A 20,357-nucleotide genomic window follows, 5' to 3' on the forward strand; every position below is an offset into this window, starting at 1 on the left:
TTTTGCAGTTGCCAGACCGCAAGATGTTTTAACAAATCAAAAGGGGTTTTAATAACTGGCTTAAAGCTGAAAGCTTTCCGGAACCCCCAGCCTAGCTGGGGGTTTTCCATAGACAAAAAATGCCCGCGCCGGGGTGGATGGCGCGGGCAGACAAAACATATCCAGTTTCGTGATATGTTTCAAAAAGAGGCGTTACCGGTTCAACTGGAAAAGCGACATTCCCTGCATGTCGGTAAACGTTTTATAGGACGCCTGTAATGCCGCCTGTTGCATGACGTAGGAGGAAATGACCGAGTTCCAGTCCACATCTACCAGGTTGCTCATCTGTAGCTTCTGTCCCAGCGCACGGTCGCTTCCCAGTGAATCCAGCGTACTGAGTTCGCTCAGTTGCGTTCCCAGTTCCGCACGAACGGTCAGGACGTTATTAAGCGAATTTTTTAAGCCGCGATTGGTTTTATCAATGGCGGCAGCGGCTTTTTCTTTTTCCACGTCATTGCCTTCCACCGGGGTCTTGAGCGCGGCAATTGCCGTATCGAGCATGACAAACAGATTCTTTTCGGAGTCCGAGCCATCCGGTTCCGGCACCGCATTGCTGGTGATGCTATTAAAAATTTGCGCTCCCGTATGGCCAATTACCATCGTGCGTGCGGAATCCACCTGCTGGGTAACACTTTTCTCGCCGCCATGATAACCACCTGTCGCCTGGTCGAATGGCGCCGCTTCCGTTTTATACCCGGCAAAGATATAGCGACCATTGCCGTCAGTGCTGTTTGCCAGGTTCATCAGCTGATCGCGGATCCCCTGTAAATCCGTCGCCAGCGACGCGCGGTCATCGTCGCTTAACGTGCCGTTTCCGGCATAGACGATTTTTTCCTGCGCGGTTTGAATCGCCGTCGTCACCTGACTGAGTACGCTTTCTTCCAGCGACACTTTTTGGGTGGCAAACGTACGCGCCAGGGCGTACTGGCTATTCTGCGCCTGCGCCTGAAAGAGTACTACCGCCTGCGACGCGGCGATCGGATCGTCAGATGGGTTGGTAACGCGCTTACCGGTAGACATCTGCTCGCCCAGCTTCATCCATTCGGCCTGAGAATTAGTGATGCCGCTCATATTTTGTTCGTACATCATCTGGGTACTGATACGCATGTCATCCTTCTCCTTTAGCGAATATTCAATAACGCATCAAACAGCGCATTCGCGGTCTGCAATACTTGCGCATTCGCCAGATAATACTGCTGATAACGCTGCAAATTGCCGTACTCTTCGTCGAGGTTAACGCCGGAAACCGACTGTTGCTGTTTATAAAGCTGTTTAACCACATTCGCCTGCGTGGTGCTGCTGGTTTTCAGCGTTGACGTTTTGTTACCCACATCGCTGACCAACGTGGCGTAAGCATCGTTAAAGGTTTTGTTGCCGCCCACTACATTGCTGTTTTGTAAGTCCAGCAATGCCTGACCATTGCGGTTATCGCTGTCGCCGGTATCCACATCAGGATCGAGTTTTGACTCAGACGCCATCGCAATCTCGGCTTCATTTGTCACTTTAACGTTCATGTCGACGATAGCATTGCTGACCGGCTTGAGAAGAAAACTGTCGTTTTTCTGTGCGCCAGTCCCTACCGTCACTTTCAGACCGTCAATCTCCAGTTTTCCGTCAGCATCTTTTGTTGCCGTGAAGGTGGTGTTATCCGCAGTGCGAGTAACCTGCCAGTCTGTACCGTCAAAAACAATCTTATAATCCGTCGCCTGAACCTTCGTGCTGTCGACCACCTTAGCGGTTAGCGATACCGTTTTATCGGCATTATTACTGTTGCTATATACCACCGGCGAGCCAATGCTAAAGAAGTCTTTCCCTTTATTGCCGTCGGCGTCATAACCTTTGGTATGCTGCGCGTTAAACGCATCGGCAAACGCCAACGCCAACTGGCCCAGCGTATTACGAGTCTGATCCAGATCCTGAGAACGGAACGTCAGTAGCCCGCCGAGCGAACCGGTGTTCAGCAACTTTTCCGGAATTTCGATGTTACCGGCGGCCTCATCGACATAAGCGACAGTCGTTCGCGTCGGGTCGGCGCTGGAGGGAACCGCCGCCAACTGACGCGCCGTCGACCCCTGCACCAGCGTATAGCCATTGGCCATCGTCAGGTTATAGGTGCCGCCGTCCTGTACACTCACCTCGACGCCAACGATCTTGTTAAGCTCGCTAACCAACTGATCACGTTGATCGAGCAGGTCGTTCGGCGATGCGCCCGCGCCTACGCCCGTCATACGGGAGATTTGATCGTTCAGGTTAGCTATCTGCTTCGCGTAATTGTTGATTTGCGCCACGCTGGAGCCAATCGCGATATTGACCTGTTTATCCTGATCGCGCAGATACTGATCGGTGGTTTTGAACTGGTTTACCAGCCCTTCCGCTTTACCAATCAGCGCCTGACGCGCCGCAGGATCTTCCGCATTACTGACTAACGTTTGCAGGCTGGTAAAAAAACTCTGCAGCGAGCCAGACAGTGAGCTGGATTTATCGGCCAGCAGGTTGTCGATTTTCGACATTTGTTCATAGCGCGTGGTTAAGCCGCTGCTCTGGTTTTGCGCGCCGCGTAGCTGATTAGTGATAAACGCATCATATTCGCGCTGTACGCCTGAAACGTAAACGCCATTACCTATCCAGCCGCCAGCCCCTAACGTACTGTTTGCCTGCGCCAGAATAGTTGTCTGCCGGGTATAACCCGCAACGTTATAATTGTTGATGTTATTACTGACCGTATTTAACGCGGCCTGCGCGGCGTTAAGTCCGCTCATGGCGTGATTAATCAAGCTGGACATGATGGTTCCTTTTAATCCTTCAATACTCGTTGTTATCGGCAGCGACTACGTGGACTTGAGCAATTTAAAAGAGATTGTCGAGATTCGCGCTGTAGGTTTTGCTGACCTTTTCACTCATCGCTTTCAACTGCTGAATCATGCTGGCCAATTTACGCGCGTAATTCGGGTCAGTGGCGTATCCGGCGTTTTGCAGAGCCACTGCGCCCTGCTCTGCCGTGGCGGCAGTGGTCACGGCAGCGTAGCGTGGGTTACGCGTTAACAGCGCGACATAATCCGATAACGCCTCCAGATACGAGCTATAGACGCGGAATTTCGCTTTCACTTTTTTCGCTTCGCCATTTTCGTATTCAGTGGTGGTGATTTCCGTCACCGGCCCTTTCCAACTGGCGGTCGCTTTCACGCCAAATACGTTATAGCTGGGTTCGCCATTCTCCCGCAGGATTTGCCGCTGCCCCCAGCCGGACTCCAGCGCCGCCTGCGCCAGAATCAGATGATGCGGCACCCCGCTTTGTTCGCTGGCCAGCCTCGCCGGGAGCGAAAGCCGGGCCAGAAAGTCTTTACTGTCGCCGGAGAGCGGCGCATCGCTGCTGTCCGGCGTTTTCGGTATGGCTTTGCGCACCAGTTGGGTCAGCGCCTGATTTTGATAGCTGTTTACCGTCTCCAGGGAGAATTTAAGCGGTACTTGCGGCGCATCATCTGCAGGCATCGTCTGCCCGCCCGTCATCTGTTTAACCATCATATCCGCCAGCCCCAATCCCTTACCGGCGGTCATCTGCTGGGCGATCTGCTGGTCATACATGCTGGTATACAGACGCGTCTGATCGCTGCTGAATAAACCATCTTTGGGTAAAGCCTCGCGCATACTTTTCAGCATCATCTGCACAAACATCCCTTCCACCTGACGGGCCACAGGACGGATATTCGCCGCCGGGTCCTGGCCCGCTTTCGCTTTCAGTTCGTTCAGAGATTGCGCATCCCAGGCCGCGCTGGCCAGCAATTTACCGTCTCCGATCATCAGATGATTTCCAGTTTGGCGCGTAGACAGCCCGCGCTCTGCATGGACTGCAAAATCGACATCAGATCCATCGGCGTCGCGCCAAGCGCATTCAGCGCGCGCACTACGCTGTTCAGATTGGCGCTGGAACGCACGCTCTGTAGCGATCCGCCGCTCTGACGCAAATCTATCTGAGTCTGTGGCGTCACCACGGTCTGCCCGCCGCCAAATGGCGTATTCGGCTGGTTGACGTTGAGTTGGCGATTGACTGTCACTGACAAATTGCCCTGCGCCACAGCGCAGCTATCCAGCGTGACTTCCCGATTCATGACCACCGAACCGGTACGCGAGTTGATCACGACTTTTGCATCCTGCGGCGTCACGTTGACTTCCATATTTTGAATGTCCGCCAGAAAACGCACCTGCGAGCTGTTGCCGCTGGGCACGCGTACCTGTACCGTTCGCGCATCAAGCGCAGTGGCGCTGCCGTAACCGCGGGCGCGGTTGATGGCGTCGGTAATTTGCTGCGCCATCGTAAAATCTTCGTCGTTCAATTGCAGATTAATGGTGTTGCCAGCGCCGAACTGAGTCGGCAACTCGCGTTCGATAATCGCGCCATTAGTGATGCGCCCGCCATTAAGCTGGTTAACCTGCACGCTACTGCCGCCTGCGGAAGCGCCCGCGCCGCCGACCAGAATATTGCCCTGCGCCAGAGCATACACCTGGCTGTCCACCCCTTTTAACGGCGTCATTAATAACGTCCCGCCACGCAGACTTTTAGCGTTCCCCATTGAGGAAACGACGACATCGATCGTTTGTCCCTGTCGCGCAAAAGGCGGATACGACGCCGTCACCATCACCGCCGCCACGTTTTTCAACTGCATATTGGTGCCGGTGGGGACCGTAATCCCCAGTTGTGACAGCATGTTATTCAGCGTCTGGGTGGTAAATGGCGTCTGGGTCGTCTGGTCGCCCGTACCGTCCAGCCCGACCACCAGCCCGTAGCCGATCAGCGAGTTTTCCCGTACTCCCTGGACACTGGTCAGATCCCGGATACGCTCGGCGTGCGCCAGAGTGGCAACCAGTGCCAGAACGATTCCTGCAAGAGCTTTAAACACATACACCTCGCTTACATCGGCGACAAATTAAGGAAGAAACGTTGCAGCCAGCCCATATTTTGCGCTTCGTTAATATAGCCGTTCCCGACATATTCAATCCGCGCATCCGCCACCTGTGTCGAGGGAACAGAGTTGCTACCGCTGATGGTGCGTGGATTTACCACGCCGGAGAAGCGGATGAATTCCGTTCCCTGATTAATCGCGATCTGTTTTTCCCCCACGACGTGTAAATTGCCATTGGCCAGAACCTGATCGACGGTCACGGTCAGCGTGCCGCTAAAGGTATTGCTGGCATTCGCGCCGCCTTTACCATTAAAAGAGTTGCCGCCGGAGGCCTCCATATCCGCGCGGGAATTACCGAATAATCCCTGCAGATAACGCGGTACCGTATCAAAACCAAAGCTGGTTTTGCCGTCGCGGCTGGCATTTGCCGACGAGCTTTTACTGGCGCTGACGTTTTCCTGTAACACAATCGTGAGCGTATCGCCGATATTACGCGGTCGACGATCTTCAAAAAGCGGCTGATAGCCATAATTAATCGGCTGCGCAGACTGAAATATGGAGCCATTCGCCACCGGTACCGGGCCAGGTATCGGCTGCGCCGTGGTCGCCCCCTGCACGAGCGGTTTAGCGGGTATCCAGGCGCATCCTGTCAGCGTCGCGACCATCAGGGCCATAACTGGGTAAGCGTGAAGCGCGTATTTTTGCATTACCTTCATCTTCAAAATCAGGGAGCCGGTGGCGTATCCCCCACCGGCGGCCCCTTAGAGTTGCGTCAGTTTCTGCAGCATCTGATCGGTCGTCGATACTGCTTTACTGTTAATTTCATAGGCGCGTTGAACCTGAATCATGTTCACCAGCTCTTCCGCCACGTTAACGTTCGACGTTTCGACATACCCTTGATACAACAACCCCGCGCCGTTGAGCCCCGGCGTGCTTTCGTTCGGCGCGCCGGACGATTGCGTTTCGATATAGAGGTTCTCGCCGATGCTTTCCAGACCGGTGTCGTTCATAAAGGTGGTCAGGTTAAGCTGCCCGACCTGAACCGGCGCGGCCTGCCCTTGCTGGGTAACGCTGACCACGCCGTCGCGGCCAATCGTGATGCTTAACGCGTTGGCCGGAATGGTGATTGCCGGCTGCACCTGAAAACCGCCCGCCGTCACCAGTTGACCATTCTGATCCACCTGGAAAGAGCCGTCGCGGGTATAGGCAGACGTACCGTCCGGCAGCATGACCTGGAAAAAGCCCTGCCCTTTAATCGCCACATCTTTACTGTTGTTGGTCTGCGACAGGTTCCCCTGACTGTGCAGGCGCTCCGTGGCGACCGGACGCACGCCGGTACCGATTTGCAGCCCGGAAGGCAGCGTCGTCTGCTCGGACGACTGCGCGCCCGGCTGGCGGATGGTCTGATACAACAGATCTTCAAATACCGCGCGCTGACGCTTAAAACCATTGGTGCTGACGTTTGCCAGGTTATTGGCAATCACATCCATATTGGTTTGCTGCGCGTCCAGACCGGTTTTGGCGATCCATAATGAACTGATCATAAAATGTCCTGTATTAACTCATCGACAGCAGTTGGTTAGCTCGCCCTTCGTTCTCATCTACGCTGGTGATAACCTTCATCTGCATTTCAAAACGACGTGCGTTGGCGATCATGTCGGTCATGGCTTCAACCGGCTTGACGTTACTGCCCTCCAGCACGCCCGACATAATGCGAATTGACGGGTCGGCGGCCAGTACCGCCCCGCGTTCAGCCTGTGCCTCGGCGGTAAGGCGGAATAAACCGTCATCGCTCCGCTGCACCTCATTGCCTTCCGCTTTGACCAGCTTCAGCCGCCCAACGGGCGCCACCGTGTTTGGCGGGTCGCCGGGATTGAGCGCGGAGATCGTGCCGTCTGCCGCAATGGTGATTTCCGACCCTTCCGGAACGGTAATCGGGCCGCCTTCGCCGATAACCGGATGTCCCTGAATGGTTAACTGCCCGGTCGGGCCCACCTGGATATTCCCGTTACGGGTATATCCTTCAGCGCCATCCGCCGCTTGCACCACCAGCCAGCCGTCCTGCTGTAACGCAACATCCAGCGGGCGGGAAGTGTAGTCCAACTGACCCTGGGTCATATCCGCCCCCGGCGTCGACGCCGTAACCAACGTGCGCGTCGCTAAAGAGAGGCCATCAACGGGCACCGCGCGTAGCGCGTTAAGCTGCGCGCGAAAGCCCGGCGTTGAGGCATTAGCCAGGTTGCTGGCCGTTACCGCCTGCTGGTTAAGCGTCTGGCTGGCCGCCCCCATGGCGGTATAAATTGCGTGATCCATTAAGCTATCCCGTCAGGCGCTTAGCGCAGGTTAACCAGCGTATTGAGGATCTGGTCCTGGGTTTTGATGGTCTGCGCATTCGACTGGTAGTTACGCTGCGCGACGATCATATTCACCAGCTCTTTACTCAAATCCACGTTAGAGGCTTCCAGCGCGCCGTTCGTCAGCTTACCGAAGTTGCCGGAACCGGCAGTCCCCAGCAGCGCTACCCCGGAGGCCTGCGTCGCCGCCCAGACGTTATCGCCCTGGGATGCCAGACCTTCGTTGTTGGCGAAGTTAGCCAGCACAATCTGCCCCAGCACCTGCTCCTGCTCGTTGGAGTAGTTGCCAACCACGGTGCCATCATTGTTAATCTGGTAGCTCACCAGGTCGCCAGGCTTATAGCCGTTTTGATTGGTGGCGACGATGTTATTAGCCCCGGTGTTCTGCTGCATGGAGTTAAGGAAGCTGAGGGAGAAGGTGGCCGCTGTCGCGCCATTAATCGTACCGGTGGTGATGTTCACCGTACCGCCAGACTCCAGAATCCCGTTTTCATTGAATTTCAGCGTAGTGGACGCCGTTGTTGGCGCAGTGGCTGCAGGATCGCTGCTGTCATGGGTGTACACAGCCCATTCATTATCTTTGGTTTTCACAAAATAGACGTTCATGTCATGGGCATTACCCTGGCTGTCATAAACGGTGACGGTGCCTTTTTTGTTATACGAATCCGCATCACTCACGCTAAAGGGCGTTTTAGACGGTACAGGGTCCGTTGAGTTCAGGTTGATCTGCATTGACGCGGTGGTGGTCGATTTCGCCGCCATCAGCGTGTTCGGAATGGTGATCGGCGCAGGATTCGCCCCCTGCTGAATGGTCGGCGGCGTACCGGTGGCCGGATAGCCGGTCAACTGCATCCCCTGCATATTGACCAGGTTACGGTTCTCGTCCAGTTTGAACTGGCCGTTGCGGCTATAGAACACGGAACCGTTGCTGTCTACCAGGCGGAAAAAACCGTTCTGGCTAATCGCGACATCCAGCCCGCGCCCGGTGTTCGTTGTCGTACCGTCGGTAAAATCCTGGGTAATCCCCGCCACTTTTACGCCCAACCCCACTTTGGAACCGGCGAACATATCGGCAAATGATGCCGTACCGGACTTAAAGCCATAGGTGGCGGAGTTGGCGATGTTATTACCGATAACATCAAGGTTGGTGGCCGCAGCGTTCAGGCCGCTAACCGCTTGAGAAAAAGACATGACTGACTCCTGATAAGTGTAAGGGCTTAGATTATTTGCCGAACTTCGTCGAGTGTGGTGGTGCCGTAGGTACCCAGATCCAACAGGTTGCCGTTACTGCCCTTCGTCACGCCCTGTACCAGAGCGAATTGCAGCGGCTGCGCCACCAGTTGCGTCCCGCCATTGCTGGCGGTAATCGCAATGTTGTAAGAACCATTCGGTACCGTTGTTCCGTCCGTTTGCTTACCATCCCAGGTAAAGGTGTGTACCCCGGCTCGCAACTCACCGATCTCCAGCGTCCGTACCACCCGGCCATCTTTATCGGTAATGGTTGCCGTCACTTTGTCCGCAGGCTGTTGCAATTCCACGCCAAACGGCGTCGTGGACGTCACGGCCCCTTCTTCCGCGCCTTTACCCGCCAGAATTGTGGTGCCAGGCACCATAACGCCATGTCCAATCAGCGTGGTCGCCTGTAGGGACTGACTATTATCGATTTGCCCGGAAATAGCCCCCAGCGTCGTATTCAGTTTTTCAATGCCGCTCACGGTACTGATTTGCGCCAACTGTGTCGTTAACTCATTATTTTGTAATGGGTTAGTCGGGTCCTGGTTCTTCAATTGCGCGACCAGTAAGGTCAGGAAACTGCTTTGCAGATCGGCAGCGTTGCTTCCGGTCATCGACCCGCTGCCGGTCGTCGTTTTGACGCCCGTGTTGGTCGGGTCATTCATATTTACGGCAATAGACATACGCGCCTCCTTTACTGGCCTAATGTCAGCGTTTTAAGCATCATGCTTTTTACGGTATTCAGGACTTCGATATTTGCCTGATAGCTGCGCGAGGCTGACATCGTGTTGACCATTTCGCCGACCACATCGACGTTGGGCATTTTGACGTAACCATTAGCGTCCGCCAGCGGATTGCCTGGCTCATAAACCAGCTTTTCCGGTGCCTGACTTTCAATCACGCTGGCGACCTTTACCCCGCCAGTGGCTTGACCCGGCGCGGCGTCCACCTGAAAAACCACCTGTTTGGCGCGATAAGGCTGTCCGTCCGGGCCGGTGACGCTATCCGCATTCGCAAGGTTACTGGCCGCAACGTTCAACCGCTTGGACTGTGCGGCAAGCGCCGATCCGGCAATATCAAAAATGTTTAACAGCGCCACGAATTAGTTTCCTCCCTGTAGCACATTCATCATGCCTTTGAGTTGGCTACCCAGAACGGTAAGCCCCATCTGATATTTGAGACTGTTATCCGCAAACTGCGTACGTTCCCTGTCCATATCTACGGTGTTACCATCCAAAGAAGGCTGATCGGGTACGCGGTAAAGCAGATCCACTGCGGGAGAAGAGACCGCCTGGGCGGGAATATGGCGAGAAGAAGTCAACGACAACGCGACGCCGCCGGTTTCTTCCCGTCCGCGCACCATCACTTTTTTTAACTCACTGGCAAAATCAATATCGCGCGCCTGATACCCCGGCGTATCGGCATTGGCGATATTCGCCGCTAATATTTCCTGACGTTGCGCGCGCAGATTTAGCGCTTCCTGCTGAAATCGTAAGGCGGCATCGAGCCTGTCGAGCATATCTCCTCCGCAAATGGCAAAATTCAGCCGACAGCTTAAATGCCTTCACGCGCGCGTTATCGCCGGAATAAACGCAAAATGCGTCGCTATTTATTGCGTTGATGCTTGCTTCACACGGGTAGAATCCTGTCATGACATCAACCAGGGGGAAGTACCATGCAAACGTTAAAACGAGGATTCGCCGTGGCGGCTTTGCTGTTCAGCCCCCTGACAATGGCGCAGGACATCAACGCCCAGCTGACCACGTGGTTTTCCCAGCGTCTGGCTGGCTTCAGCGACGAGGTGGTTGTCACGCTCCGTTCACCGCCCAATCTGCTACCGAGCTGCGAGCAGCCAGCCTTCAGCATGACGGGCAGCGCGAAGCTGTGGGGCAACGTCAATGTGGTGGCGCGCTGCGCCAATGAAAAACGTTATTTGCAGGTGAATGTGCAAGCGACCGGCAATTATGTCGCCGTAGCCGCGCCCGTCGCGCGCGGCGGAAAATTGACGCCGGCCAACGTCACGCTAAAACGTGGCAGACTGGATCAGTTACCGCCGCGGACGGTACTGGATATCCGTCAGATTCAGGATGCCGTCAGTTTGCGCGATCTCGCTCCCGGGCAGCCGGTACAGCTTACGATGATACGTCAGGCCTGGCGTGTCAAAGCGGGTCAACGAGTACAGGTCATCGCCAATGGCGAGGGGTTTAGCGTCAATGCGGAAGGTCAGGCGATGAATAATGCCGCCGTCGCGCAAAATGCGCGCGTGCGCATGACATCGGGTCAAATCGTGAGTGGAACCGTCGATTCTGATGGGAATATTCTTATTAACCTATAATTGTGTAAAGATTTTGTCGCGGCTGCCGATGAGATATTCAACCATGATGGTAGCTGGCCGCTACAACGTAACCCTCGATGAGGATAAATAAATGAGCATTGACCGTACCTCACCTTTGAAACCCGTTAGCACTGTCCAGACGCGCGAAACCAGCGACACGCCGGTACAAAAAACGCGTCAGGAAAAAACGTCCGCCGCGACGAGCGCCAGCGTAACGTTAAGCGACGCGCAAGCGAAGCTTATGCAGCCAGGCGTCAGCGACATTAATATGGAACGCGTCGAAGCATTAAAAACGGCTATCCGTAACGGTGAGTTAAAAATGGATACGGGAAAAATAGCAGACTCGCTCATTCGCGAGGCGCAGAGCTACTTACAGAATAAATAAGCGTATGACTCGTTTGTCAGAAATACTTGACCAGATGACCACCGTCCTGAATGACCTGAAGACGGTGATGGACGCCGAGCAACAACAGCTTTCCGTAGGCCAGATTAACGGCAGCCAGCTACAGCGTATTACAGAAGAAAAAAGCTCGTTGCTGGCGACGCTGGATTATCTGGAACAACAGCGCCGTCTGGAGCAGAACGCGCAGCGTAGCGCAAACGATGACATTGCAGAGCGCTGGCAGGCGATTACCGAAAAAACGCAGCATCTGCGCGACCTCAACCAGCACAACGGCTGGCTGCTGGAAGGGCAAATCGAGCGTAATCAACAGGCGCTGGAGGTGCTGAAACCTCACCAGGAGCCGACCTTGTACGGGGCTGACGGTCAGACTTCCGTCTCTCACCGCGGCGGTAAAAAAATATCTATCTAATCATTGCCGGATGGCGACGTTGCGCCTTTCCGGCCTGAATGCCTTGTAGGCCTGATAGCACAGCGCTATCAGGCACTGAATTTACGCCGTCCGGCGAACAAACTCTTTCACTTTAAAGCCCAGCACGGCAAGCGCGGCGAAATAGGCCGCGATACCCGCGATCACTACCGCCATCAAACGCAGCAAACGCCATAGCATCGACCCTTGCGACCACTCCGGCATAATATGCAACACGCCGAACAACACGGCGGCCATTACCAGTACGGAAATGATCAGACGCATCAGGAACCACATCCACCCCGGTTGTGGCGTAAAGATATTCTGTTTGCGCAGTTGCCAGTACAGCAGCGACGCATTGAGACATGCCGCCAGACCAATAGAGAGCGACAGCCCGGCGTGTTTCAGCGGTCCAATAAACGCCAGGTTCATTAACTGCGTCATGATTAACGTCACGATGGCGATTTTCACCGGCGTTTTAATATCCTGGCGAGAATAGAAGCCCGGGGCCAGCACTTTTACGACGATCAAGCCAATCAGCCCCACCGAATAGGCGATTAACGCCCGCTGCGTCATCGCCGCATCAAAGGCGGTGAATTTACCGTACTGAAACAGCGAGACCGTCAGCGGCTTCGCCAGAATGCCTAGCGCTACCGCGCTCGGCAACGCCAGTAAAAAGCACAAACGCAGCCCCCAGTCCATCAGGCGGCAGTACTCATCATGATTGCCGCTGGCAAAGCTTTTCGACAATGACGGCAACAGGATGGTCCCCAACGCCACGCCCAGCACGCCGGACGGGAACTCCATCAACCGATCGGCATAGTACAACCATGAGACCGAGCCGGAGGCCAGAAACGAGGCGAAAATGGTATTGATGATAAGGGAGATCTGACTGACGGAAACGCCCAAAATCGCCGGCCCCATCTGTTTGACCACCCGCATCGCCCCGGTGTCGTGAAAGTTAATGCGCGGCAGCACCAGCATACCGATCTTTTTCAAATACGGAAGTTGATACACCAGTTGCAGCACGCCGCCGACGGTGACTGCCCAGGCTAACGCCAGCACCGGCGGATTAAAGTATGGCGCGGCGAATAATGCAAAACCGATCATACTGATATTAAGAAATGTCGGCGCAAAAGCGGGAATAGAGAAGCGATTCCAGGTGTTGAGAATGGCGCCAACCAGTGAAGCCAGCGAGATCAGCAGAATATAGGGAAACGTAATCCGCAGCAGTTGCGTCGTCAGCGCAAATTTATCCGCAGTATCGGCAAAACCCGGCGCGGTTACCATAATCACCCACGGGGCGGCCAGCATACCGGCCACCGTCACGACGGCCAATGCCAGCGTCAACAGGCCGGAAACGTAAGCGACAAAGATCCGCGTCGCTTCTTCACCCTGCTTGCTCTTATATTCCGCCAGGATAGGCACAAAGGCCTGAGAAAAAGCGCCTTCGGCAAAGATCCGGCGTAGTAGATTGGGAAGTTTAAACGCCACAAAAAAGGCGTCGGTCGCCATCCCTGCGCCAAAAATTCTGGCGACAATCGCATCACGGGCAAAGCCCAACACGCGTGAAAACATAGTCATCGAGCTGACGGCAGCCAGCGATTTCAATAAATTCATTTCTTTTGTATTCCAGACCCTGGCGTAAAACTCCTGCATGGCTGATCCATCGACCGGATAACGCAACTTCTGCCGTATCCGGCTGTATCACTGCGCCTGACGGCGACGTCAAAACGTCTTATCAGGCCTTACAGACTCCCCACGGTTTGCCATTATTCACTGTGAAAAGAGGTATTATGTAGAGTGGGCATATATACCCGCCATACTTCGAGCTGCATGTGCGTTAGCTTTTCTGCAACTCGAATTATTGAGGGTATAGTACCTGGATTACGATGAATTACTACCGCCAGATGTTACAGAGGATTATTCGCTGATGGCGTCCCGCCACAGCGCCTCCACGACGCGCTGGGCCAAAATCGCCTGCTCCCCCGCCGTTTCCGGAACCGTCTGATTTTGTACGCAGTCAATGAAATGCCGCGCGCATCCGACAAAACCACGCTGCTCAAGCGTTGTTTGCCAACCCGGAATGGGTTTGATGAGAATACCCTGCCCGCGCTCTTCGCGCCATTCACGCATATCCGTCACGTCATACAGCCCGCCATCGGTGACGGCCTGGACCGATTCACGCTGACTTCCGGCGCGCCGGTGCATACTGGTGGTAATTTGTAATTTGTCGGCGGAAAAATGATGTTCCGCATAGCACATTTCGCCGGACTCGCTGGTGAGCAACGTGCCGCTGGCAAGGCGCGCCTCGCCGCCCGCCAGCCACAGAACGGTATCCACGACATGCAGATAGTCATCGAGCAAAGTAAAACGTAAGTCATGCGGCCCGATGCTATCGGTACGATGTTTATCCATACGCAGTGACGCCGCAGTGCCGAGGCGCGTCTTCAGTTCGCGGTACAGCGGCGCGAAACGGCGATTAAAGCCAACCATCAGCGTCAATTTTTTTTGCGCCGCCAGCGCCACCAGCCGTTCGGCATCACGTAGATTTTCCGCCAGCGGTTTATCCACGCAGACATGGACGCCAGCGTTGAGAAGTTCGCTGACCACGGCATAATGGCTTGCGGTACTGGAGTGGACGAAGACCGCATCGCAGCCGGACGCTAAATTCGCCAGCGAATCCACATACGGTATGCGCCAGCTTTCGCAAATACGTAAGGCTTTATCCCGCGAAGGAGACCAGGCGCCCTGTAACGTCCATCCGGCGGTGTTGGTTAATACCGGCAGCCAGGCCTTCTGCGCAATACCACCTAACACGACAATGCCAATCCGTAATGTTCTCACATTACTCTCCCAGGTGAGCTAACAAAGAATCCAGCCGCTGCTTTAACTCCGCCACTTCGCTTTCCAGCGCTTCGACGCGCGACTGAAGATCGCCCGACGCACTTTCCGGCGCAGACGTCTGGAGAGACAGTTCATCGACGTCGCCGCAAAAAAGGTGCATATAGCGGCTTTCGCGCTTACCCGGTTCACGCGCCAGACGGACGACATACGGGCCGTCCTCACGACTGGCAAGCCGTTCCAGCGTGGATTCAACTTCCGCCATATCGCTGAATTCATGCATCCGCGACGCCCGGCTACGCAACTCGCCGGGCGTTTGCGCGCCGCGCAGCAGCAACGTAGTGACGAGCGCCACTTCCGCCGCGCTAAGTTTCAGATCGCCAAATTCGGAATTACAGAAGCGCTGTTCATATTTGGTGACGCGGTTGCCAAACCCGCTGACCGTACGCAAAAAGTGGCGTTTCACCAGGTTATCGAGCTGTTCTTGTACCTCTTGTTCCGTCAGGTTCATCACCGGTTCACGGTTGGTTTTCTGATTACAGGCTGTCACCACCCCGTTGACGGAAAGCGGATACTGTTCCGGCGTTGTCACCTGCTTTTCCAGCAGACAGCCAATCACTCGCGCTTCAGTGGCGGTTAATTCATATTTCATCGTTTTCTCCCTTTGCCTCTCATTCCGTAAGCCGCTCAACGCCCCGGCGTCCATAACGGCGTGGTTAACGCCGTCAGGACATGGTCGCGCCATTGTCCATCAATCAACAGGTAATCTTTCGCATAGCCTTCTTTTTCAAAGCCAAGCCGCGCCAGCAACGCGCCGCTACGTTTGTTGTGCGGCATATAGTTCGCCATGATACGGTGGATATGCTGAGTGCGCTGCATATAGCGAATCGCAGCGGTTAAGGCTTCAAACATCAGCCCTTGCCCCTGCCACTCTTGCGCAATGGAATAGCCCAGATAACAGGCATGAAAAGAACCGCGCACCACATTGGAAAAATTCGCCACGCCGATAATTTCTTTTTCTTCCGGATCAAGTAGCGCGAAATAGAAGGCGGAGCCCTGTTTGTGAAATTCACCGATCATTCCCAGACGCGCCTGCCATCCTGAAGGATAACAATGACTTTCATCACGGACCGGTTCCCAGGGTTTTAAAAAATGACGATTTTCCGCGTAATAATCGGCCAGACGCCAGGCATCACGCTCATGCACTAAACGTACCACCAGACGATCGGTGGTTAAGCGCACTTTTGGCACGTTACTGCGATAGCCAAACATTCTATACCTACTCCTTCCTGTAACGTCTTCAGCACGCCAGTAACATTACTATACCTGCGCAACCAGGCCCTGTGAAAAGCGCAAATCGTCATTTTTTGAATTGCTGCCACATTTTGATGAAAACTCTCGATTAAAAAGGACTTTTGATAAAAAAATATTGTCCCGCTAACGGTAGGAAAAAACGAAACGCCGCCGCAGAATAGAAGACGCTCATCTTTTATTTCCCGGGAGGGGAAATGTCGCGCGTCTCGCAGGCGAGGAACCTGGGTAAATATTTTCTTCTCATCGATAACATGTTAGTGGTGCTGGGTTTTTTCGTCGTCTTCCCGCTCATCTCTATTCGCTTTGTCGATCAAATGGGGTGGGCTGCCGTAATGGTAGGGATCGCGCTCGGCCTGCGTCAGTTTATTCAACAAGGTCTGGGCATTTTTGGCGGCGCCATCGCCGATCGCTTTGGCGCGAAACCGATGATTGTCACCGGTATGCTGATGCGCGCCGCAGGCTTTGCCACCATGGGTATCGCGCATGAGCCCTGGCTCTTGTGGTTTTCCTGCTTTCTTTCCGGTCTCGGCGGTACGCTTTTCGACCCGCCGCGTTCAGCGCTGGTGGTCAAATTAATTCGTCCGGAGCAACGGGGCCGCTTCTTCTCTCTGTTGATGATGCAGGACAGCGCGGGCGCGGTGATTGGCGCGCTGCTGGGAAGCTGGTTGCTACAATACGATTTTCGCCTGGTCTGCGCGACGGGCGCTATTTTGTTCATATTATGCGCCCTTTTCAACGCATGGCTGCTTCCGGCCTGGAAGCTATCAACGGCCAGAACGCCGGTGCGTGAAGGAATGCGCCGCGTCATGAGCAATAAAAGGTTTGTCACCTACGTGCTGACGCTGGCGGGCTACTATATGCTGGCGGTACAGGTCATGTTAATGCTGCCGATTATGGTAAACGATATCGCCGGTTCGCCTGCTGCCGTGAAATGGATGTACGCTATTGAGGCGTGTCTCTCGCTGACGTTGCTCTACCCGATTGCCCGCTGGAGCGAAAAGCGTTTTCGGCTGGAGCATCGGCTGATGGCCGGTTTGCTCGTCATGTCGCTGAGCATGCTCCCCATCGGGATGGTGGGCAATTTACAGCAGCTTTTTACGCTTATTTGCGCTTTCTACATCGGCTCGGTTATCGCCGAACCGGCGCGCGAAACGCTCAGCGCGTCGCCCGCGGACGCGAGGGCGCGGGGAAGCTATATGGGCTTTAGCCGTCTGGGATTAGCCATTGGCGGCGCGATTAGTTATATCGGCGGCGGCTGGTTGTTTGATATGGGTAAAGCGCTTGCGCAGCCTGAACTACCGTGGATGATGCTCGGTATTATCGGCTTTATCACCTTTTTGGCTTTAGGCTGGCAATTTAGTCATAAGCGCACGCCGCGCCGGATGCTGGAACCCGGCGCCTGATTTGATACCTGTCGCTATCTCCTCCATACTGGTCAGGAACCGACAGTCAAATGGAGGAGAAACGTGAAGCTTTATATTTACGATCATTGCCCTTTCTGCGTTAAAGCCCGCATGATTTTCGGCCTGAAGAACATCCCCGTTGAACTTAACGTGTTACAAAATGACGACGAGGCGACGCCCACCCGGATGATTGGTCAAAAGATGGTGCCCATCCTGCAAAAAGATGATAGTCGCTACCTTCCTGAAAGTATGGATATTGTACATTATGTCGACAACCTCGACGGCAAACCGCTGTTAACCGGGAAACGTAATCCAGCCATTGAAGAGTGGTTGCGCAAAGTTAACGGTTACGTTAATCAGCTACTGCTGCCGCGATTTGCAAAATCCGCTTTCGATGAATTTTCTACCCCTGCGGCGCGCCAGTATTTTATCCGCAAAAAAGAGGCCTCATCTGGCAGTTTTGACAACCATCTTGCGCACTCTGCCGGACTGATTAAAAAGATCGGCGATGATTTACGTTTGCTGGATAAACTCATCGTACAGCCTAACGCCGTTAACGGCGAATTATCGGAAGATGATATTCATCTGTTTCCGCTTCTGCGTAATCTGACGCTGGTCGCCGGTATTCACTGGCCGACAAAAGTCGCGGACTATCGCGATAATATGGCTAAGCAGACGCAAATTAATTTACTCTCCTCAATGGCTATCTAACGCCCGCCAGGCGGCAACCCTTTCTTGCCGCCTTTTTCAGCTTTTTTTAGTGGCGCCATGTCCGCTGGCGCGACATGCTGCTTTGTGTCAAGATTAGGGCACAGGCAACATGCTAAGGAACGCCATGAAAAAGTTTTTTTTGCCGCTGCGCTGGTAGTTAGCGGCCTGTTAGTGGGTTGTAATCAACTTACGCAATACACCATTAGCGAACAAGAAATCAATCAAGCGCTTGAAAAACGGAATAATTTCTCAAAAGATATTGGTCTGCCTGGCATTGCCGACGCGCATATCGTATTGACTAACCTTGCCAGCCAGATTGGTCGGGAAGAGCCTAATAAAGTCACCCTTACTGGCGATGCCAGGCTGGATATGAATTCCCTGTTTGGCAGTCAAAAAGCGACGATGAAACTCAAGCTAAAAGCCCTGCCGGTCTTTGATAAAGAAAAAGGCGCCATCTATCTTCAGGAGATGGAAGTAGTAGACGCCACCGTGACGCCGGAGAAAATGCAATCAGTGCTACAAACGCTCCTGCCCTATTTAAATCAGTCTTTACGTAGCTACTTTAACCAGCGGCCCGCTTACGTGTTGCGTGAGGACAGTAGTAAAGGCGAAGCGTTAGCGAAGAAACTCGCGAAAGGCATTGAAGTTAAACCTGGTGAAATCGTTATTCCTTTCACCAATTGATTTCGGAGGGCGCGCTCGCGCCCTTTTTTTACGTGCAAACGAAAACGTTTCCGCTTATCCTTTGTTTCCGGCAAAAAGACTATTCCTCAGCCGGAGCTTATTAATGACTGCACCATCCCAGGTTTTAAAGATCCGCCGCCCGGACGACTGGCACGTTCACCTTCGCGATGGCGACATGTTAAAAACGGTCGTACCCTATACCAGCGAAATTTATGGTCGCGCTATCGTGATGCCGAACCTGGCGTCCCCCATTACGACCGTTGATGCAGCGATCGCCTACCGCCAGCGTATTCTCGATGCGGTGCCCGCCGGGCATGATTTCACGCCGTTAATGACCTGCTATTTAACGGATTCGCTCGATGCCGATGAACTGGAGCGTGGTTTCCATGAAGGCGTGTTTACTGCGGCCAAGCTTTACCCGGCCAATGCCACCACTAACTCCAGTCATGGCGTAACGTCAGTCGACGCTATCATGCCGGTACTGGAGCGGATGGAAAAACTCGGAATGCCATTGCTGGTCCACGGTGAGGTGACCCATGCGGATGTTGATATCTTCGATCGCGAAGCGCGTTTTATCGACACCGTAATGGAACCGCTACGCCAGCGTCTGACCGCGCTTAAAGTGGTCTTTGAACACATCACAACCAAAGATGCCGCGCAGTATGTACGTGACGGCAGCTACAACCTGGCGGCGACCATTACGCCTCAACATTTAATGTTTAACCGTAATGATATGCTGGTTGGCGGCATTCGTCCTCACCTGTACTGTCTGCCGATTCTGAAACGCAATATTCACCAGCAGGCGTTACGCGACCTGGTCGCCAGTGGTTTTACGCGCGCCTTCCTGGGGACGGATTCAGCGCCGCATTCACGTCATCGTAAAGAGACCCGTTGCGGCTGCGCCGGTTGTTTCAACGCCCCCTCCGCTCTTGGCAGTTATGCCGCCGTGTTTGAGGAAATGAACGCGCTGGCGCACTTTGAAGCGTTCTGTTCACTGAATGGCCCGCAATTCTATGGCCTGCCGGTGAATACGGGGTGGGTGGAACTGGTTCGCGATGAACAACAGATACCGGAAAATATCGCGCTGGCTGATGATTCGCTGGTGCCTTTTTTAGCGGGTGAAACAGTACGCTGGTCAGTAAAAAAATAAAAAATGCGCTTACCTGTTGCTATATATTGGATTTAACTGTATATATATCCAGTATATTCAACAGGGGGCCATTATGCGTATTGAAGTCACTATAGCCAAAACGTCACCTCTGCCTGCCGGTGCGATTGGTGCGCTGGCGGGCGAACTCTCCCGCCGTATTAGCCATCATTTTCCTGAGAATTTGGGTAACGTCACCGTGCGTTACGCTACCGCCAACAACTTGTCCGTCATTGGCGCGTCAAAAGAGGATAAAGAACGCATTAGCGAGATTCTCCAGGAGACCTGGGAGAGCGCTGATGACTGGTTCATCAATGAATAAAAAATGATATGCAGTGATGTATGTTTGCCGGGTCGCCCCGGCTTTTTTATTTGCGCAACTGATGAATATTTCGCCTGACCGTCAAAATAATTGCACAACATCCTAAAAAAATATGAATGAACTGCCGCTTTATTGTTCATATAATTCTTAAAAAGAGAAATTTATCCTCCGGTCTCTTTAAAAACGCAGTGAATAGCCTTATTAATTGGTATACTGAAGTTGCTTCAGAAGAAAAACACGCATTGAACCTCGAGAACCGTTGTC

At 53.9% G+C, this 20,357-nt stretch carries 23 protein-coding genes; 8 read left to right on the top strand and 15 right to left on the bottom strand.

The window, feature by feature from the left end; all coding sequences use genetic code 11:
• Window positions 1-192 precede the first annotated feature (192 nt).
• The 11 genes from flgL to flgB all read right to left on the bottom strand — a co-directional run bounded on the left by flgL (window position 193) and on the right by flgB (window position 10,043).
• Window positions 193-1,146, bottom strand: coding sequence for a flagellar hook-associated protein FlgL (gene flgL, locus AAYN39_RS05345; RefSeq protein ID WP_001223025.1), 954 nt, complete (start codon window positions 1,144-1,146; stop codon window positions 193-195).
• 14 nt (window positions 1,147-1,160) lie between these two features.
• A complete protein-coding gene (gene flgK / locus AAYN39_RS05350; RefSeq protein WP_000096425.1) occupies window positions 1,161-2,822 on the bottom strand; it encodes a flagellar hook-associated protein FlgK in 1,662 nt (553 codons plus the stop codon).
• Between the two features lie 64 nt (window positions 2,823-2,886).
• On the bottom strand, window positions 2,887-3,837 hold the full coding sequence (gene flgJ, locus AAYN39_RS05355; RefSeq protein WP_000578683.1) for a flagellar assembly peptidoglycan hydrolase FlgJ: 951 nt from the start codon (window positions 3,835-3,837) through the stop codon (window positions 2,887-2,889).
• Window positions 3,837-4,934, bottom strand: a complete 1,098-nt coding sequence (locus AAYN39_RS05360) for a flagellar basal body P-ring protein FlgI (RefSeq protein WP_001518955.1) — start codon at window positions 4,932-4,934, stop codon at window positions 3,837-3,839. Before AAYN39_RS05360 ends, flgJ begins: the two co-directional genes overlap by 1 nt.
• Before the next feature lie 11 nt (window positions 4,935-4,945).
• On the bottom strand, window positions 4,946-5,644 hold the full coding sequence (gene flgH / locus AAYN39_RS05365; RefSeq protein ID WP_001174897.1) for a flagellar basal body L-ring protein FlgH: 699 nt from the start codon (window positions 5,642-5,644) through the stop codon (window positions 4,946-4,948).
• A 54-nt stretch (window positions 5,645-5,698) separates the two neighbouring features.
• On the bottom strand, window positions 5,699-6,481 hold the full coding sequence (gene flgG, locus AAYN39_RS05370; protein ID WP_000625851.1) for a flagellar basal-body rod protein FlgG: 783 nt from the start codon (window positions 6,479-6,481) through the stop codon (window positions 5,699-5,701).
• Between the two features lie 13 nt (window positions 6,482-6,494).
• Window positions 6,495-7,250 carry a flagellar basal body rod protein FlgF gene (locus AAYN39_RS05375; protein ID WP_000349284.1) on the bottom strand — a complete coding sequence of 252 codons (756 nt, stop codon included), beginning with the start codon at window positions 7,248-7,250 and terminating at the stop codon, window positions 6,495-6,497.
• Window positions 7,251-7,270: 20 nt separating this feature from the next.
• Window positions 7,271-8,482: a flagellar hook protein FlgE gene (gene flgE, locus AAYN39_RS05380; RefSeq protein ID WP_000010567.1), complete on the bottom strand. Its 1,212-nt coding sequence runs from the start codon at window positions 8,480-8,482 to the stop codon at window positions 7,271-7,273.
• A 26-nt stretch (window positions 8,483-8,508) separates the two neighbouring features.
• Window positions 8,509-9,207, bottom strand: coding sequence for a flagellar hook assembly protein FlgD (gene flgD, locus AAYN39_RS05385; protein WP_000020450.1), 699 nt, complete (start codon window positions 9,205-9,207; stop codon window positions 8,509-8,511).
• A gap of 11 nt (window positions 9,208-9,218) precedes the next feature.
• Window positions 9,219-9,623, bottom strand: coding sequence for a flagellar basal body rod protein FlgC (gene flgC, locus AAYN39_RS05390; protein ID WP_001196448.1), 405 nt, complete (start codon window positions 9,621-9,623; stop codon window positions 9,219-9,221).
• A gap of 3 nt (window positions 9,624-9,626) precedes the next feature.
• Entirely contained in the window at window positions 9,627-10,043 is a 417-nt protein-coding gene (gene flgB, locus AAYN39_RS05395; protein WP_000887042.1) for a flagellar basal body rod protein FlgB, read from the bottom strand.
• 156 nt (window positions 10,044-10,199) lie between these two features.
• Here flgB and flgA point away from each other — a divergent pair, with 156 nt between their 5' ends.
• The 3 genes from flgA (at window position 10,200) to flgN (ending at window position 11,671) form a co-directional block, all read left to right on the top strand.
• A complete protein-coding gene (flgA, locus tag AAYN39_RS05400; RefSeq protein ID WP_001194076.1) occupies window positions 10,200-10,859 on the top strand; it encodes a flagellar basal body P-ring formation chaperone FlgA in 660 nt (219 codons plus the stop codon).
• Window positions 10,860-10,950: 91 nt separating this feature from the next.
• Window positions 10,951-11,244 carry a flagellar biosynthesis anti-sigma factor FlgM gene (flgM, locus tag AAYN39_RS05405; protein ID WP_000020892.1) on the top strand — a complete coding sequence of 98 codons (294 nt, stop codon included), beginning with the start codon at window positions 10,951-10,953 and terminating at the stop codon, window positions 11,242-11,244.
• Window positions 11,245-11,248: 4 nt separating this feature from the next.
• Complete coding sequence (gene flgN / locus AAYN39_RS05410) at window positions 11,249-11,671, top strand: flagella biosynthesis chaperone FlgN (RefSeq protein WP_000197547.1); 423 nt, start codon at window positions 11,249-11,251, stop codon at window positions 11,669-11,671.
• An 81-nt stretch (window positions 11,672-11,752) separates the two neighbouring features.
• On the opposite strand, the gene murJ is transcribed toward flgN, so the two are convergent.
• The 4 genes from murJ to rimJ form a co-directional block, all read right to left on the bottom strand.
• Window positions 11,753-13,288, bottom strand: a complete 1,536-nt coding sequence (gene murJ, locus AAYN39_RS05415) for a murein biosynthesis integral membrane protein MurJ (RefSeq protein WP_001764055.1) — start codon at window positions 13,286-13,288, stop codon at window positions 11,753-11,755.
• Window positions 13,289-13,591: 303 nt separating this feature from the next.
• On the bottom strand, window positions 13,592-14,515 hold the full coding sequence (locus AAYN39_RS05420; RefSeq protein ID WP_001259737.1) for a Gfo/Idh/MocA family oxidoreductase: 924 nt from the start codon (window positions 14,513-14,515) through the stop codon (window positions 13,592-13,594).
• A gap of 1 nt (window position 14,516) precedes the next feature.
• On the bottom strand, window positions 14,517-15,164 hold the full coding sequence (locus AAYN39_RS05425) for a YceH family protein (protein ID WP_000873047.1): 648 nt from the start codon (window positions 15,162-15,164) through the stop codon (window positions 14,517-14,519).
• 35 nt (window positions 15,165-15,199) lie between these two features.
• Window positions 15,200-15,784, bottom strand: coding sequence for a ribosomal protein S5-alanine N-acetyltransferase (gene rimJ / locus AAYN39_RS05430; RefSeq protein ID WP_000468201.1), 585 nt, complete (start codon window positions 15,782-15,784; stop codon window positions 15,200-15,202).
• Between the two features lie 236 nt (window positions 15,785-16,020).
• Between rimJ and mdtH the strand changes: the two genes are divergently transcribed.
• From mdtH to dinI, 5 genes are all read left to right on the top strand, one after another.
• Window positions 16,021-17,229 (top strand): multidrug efflux MFS transporter MdtH, encoded by a 1,209-nt coding sequence (gene mdtH / locus AAYN39_RS05435; protein ID WP_000092170.1) that lies wholly within the window; start codon window positions 16,021-16,023, stop codon window positions 17,227-17,229.
• Window positions 17,230-17,292: 63 nt separating this feature from the next.
• Window positions 17,293-17,940 carry a glutaredoxin 2 gene (gene grxB, locus AAYN39_RS05440; RefSeq protein WP_000780893.1) on the top strand — a complete coding sequence of 216 codons (648 nt, stop codon included), beginning with the start codon at window positions 17,293-17,295 and terminating at the stop codon, window positions 17,938-17,940.
• An 84-nt stretch (window positions 17,941-18,024) separates the two neighbouring features.
• Entirely contained in the window at window positions 18,025-18,624 is a 600-nt protein-coding gene (locus tag AAYN39_RS05445) for a lipoprotein (protein ID WP_000088637.1), read from the top strand.
• A gap of 103 nt (window positions 18,625-18,727) precedes the next feature.
• Entirely contained in the window at window positions 18,728-19,774 is a 1,047-nt protein-coding gene (gene pyrC, locus AAYN39_RS05450) for a dihydroorotase (RefSeq protein WP_000126592.1), read from the top strand.
• Window positions 19,775-19,847: 73 nt separating this feature from the next.
• A complete protein-coding gene (gene dinI / locus AAYN39_RS05455) occupies window positions 19,848-20,093 on the top strand; it encodes a DNA damage-inducible protein I (protein ID WP_001217768.1) in 246 nt (81 codons plus the stop codon).
• Window positions 20,094-20,357 lie beyond the last annotated feature (264 nt).

The organism is Salmonella sp. K21076 (genome assembly GCF_039650795.1).
GTDB lineage: Bacteria > Pseudomonadota > Gammaproteobacteria > Enterobacterales > Enterobacteriaceae > Salmonella > Salmonella enterica.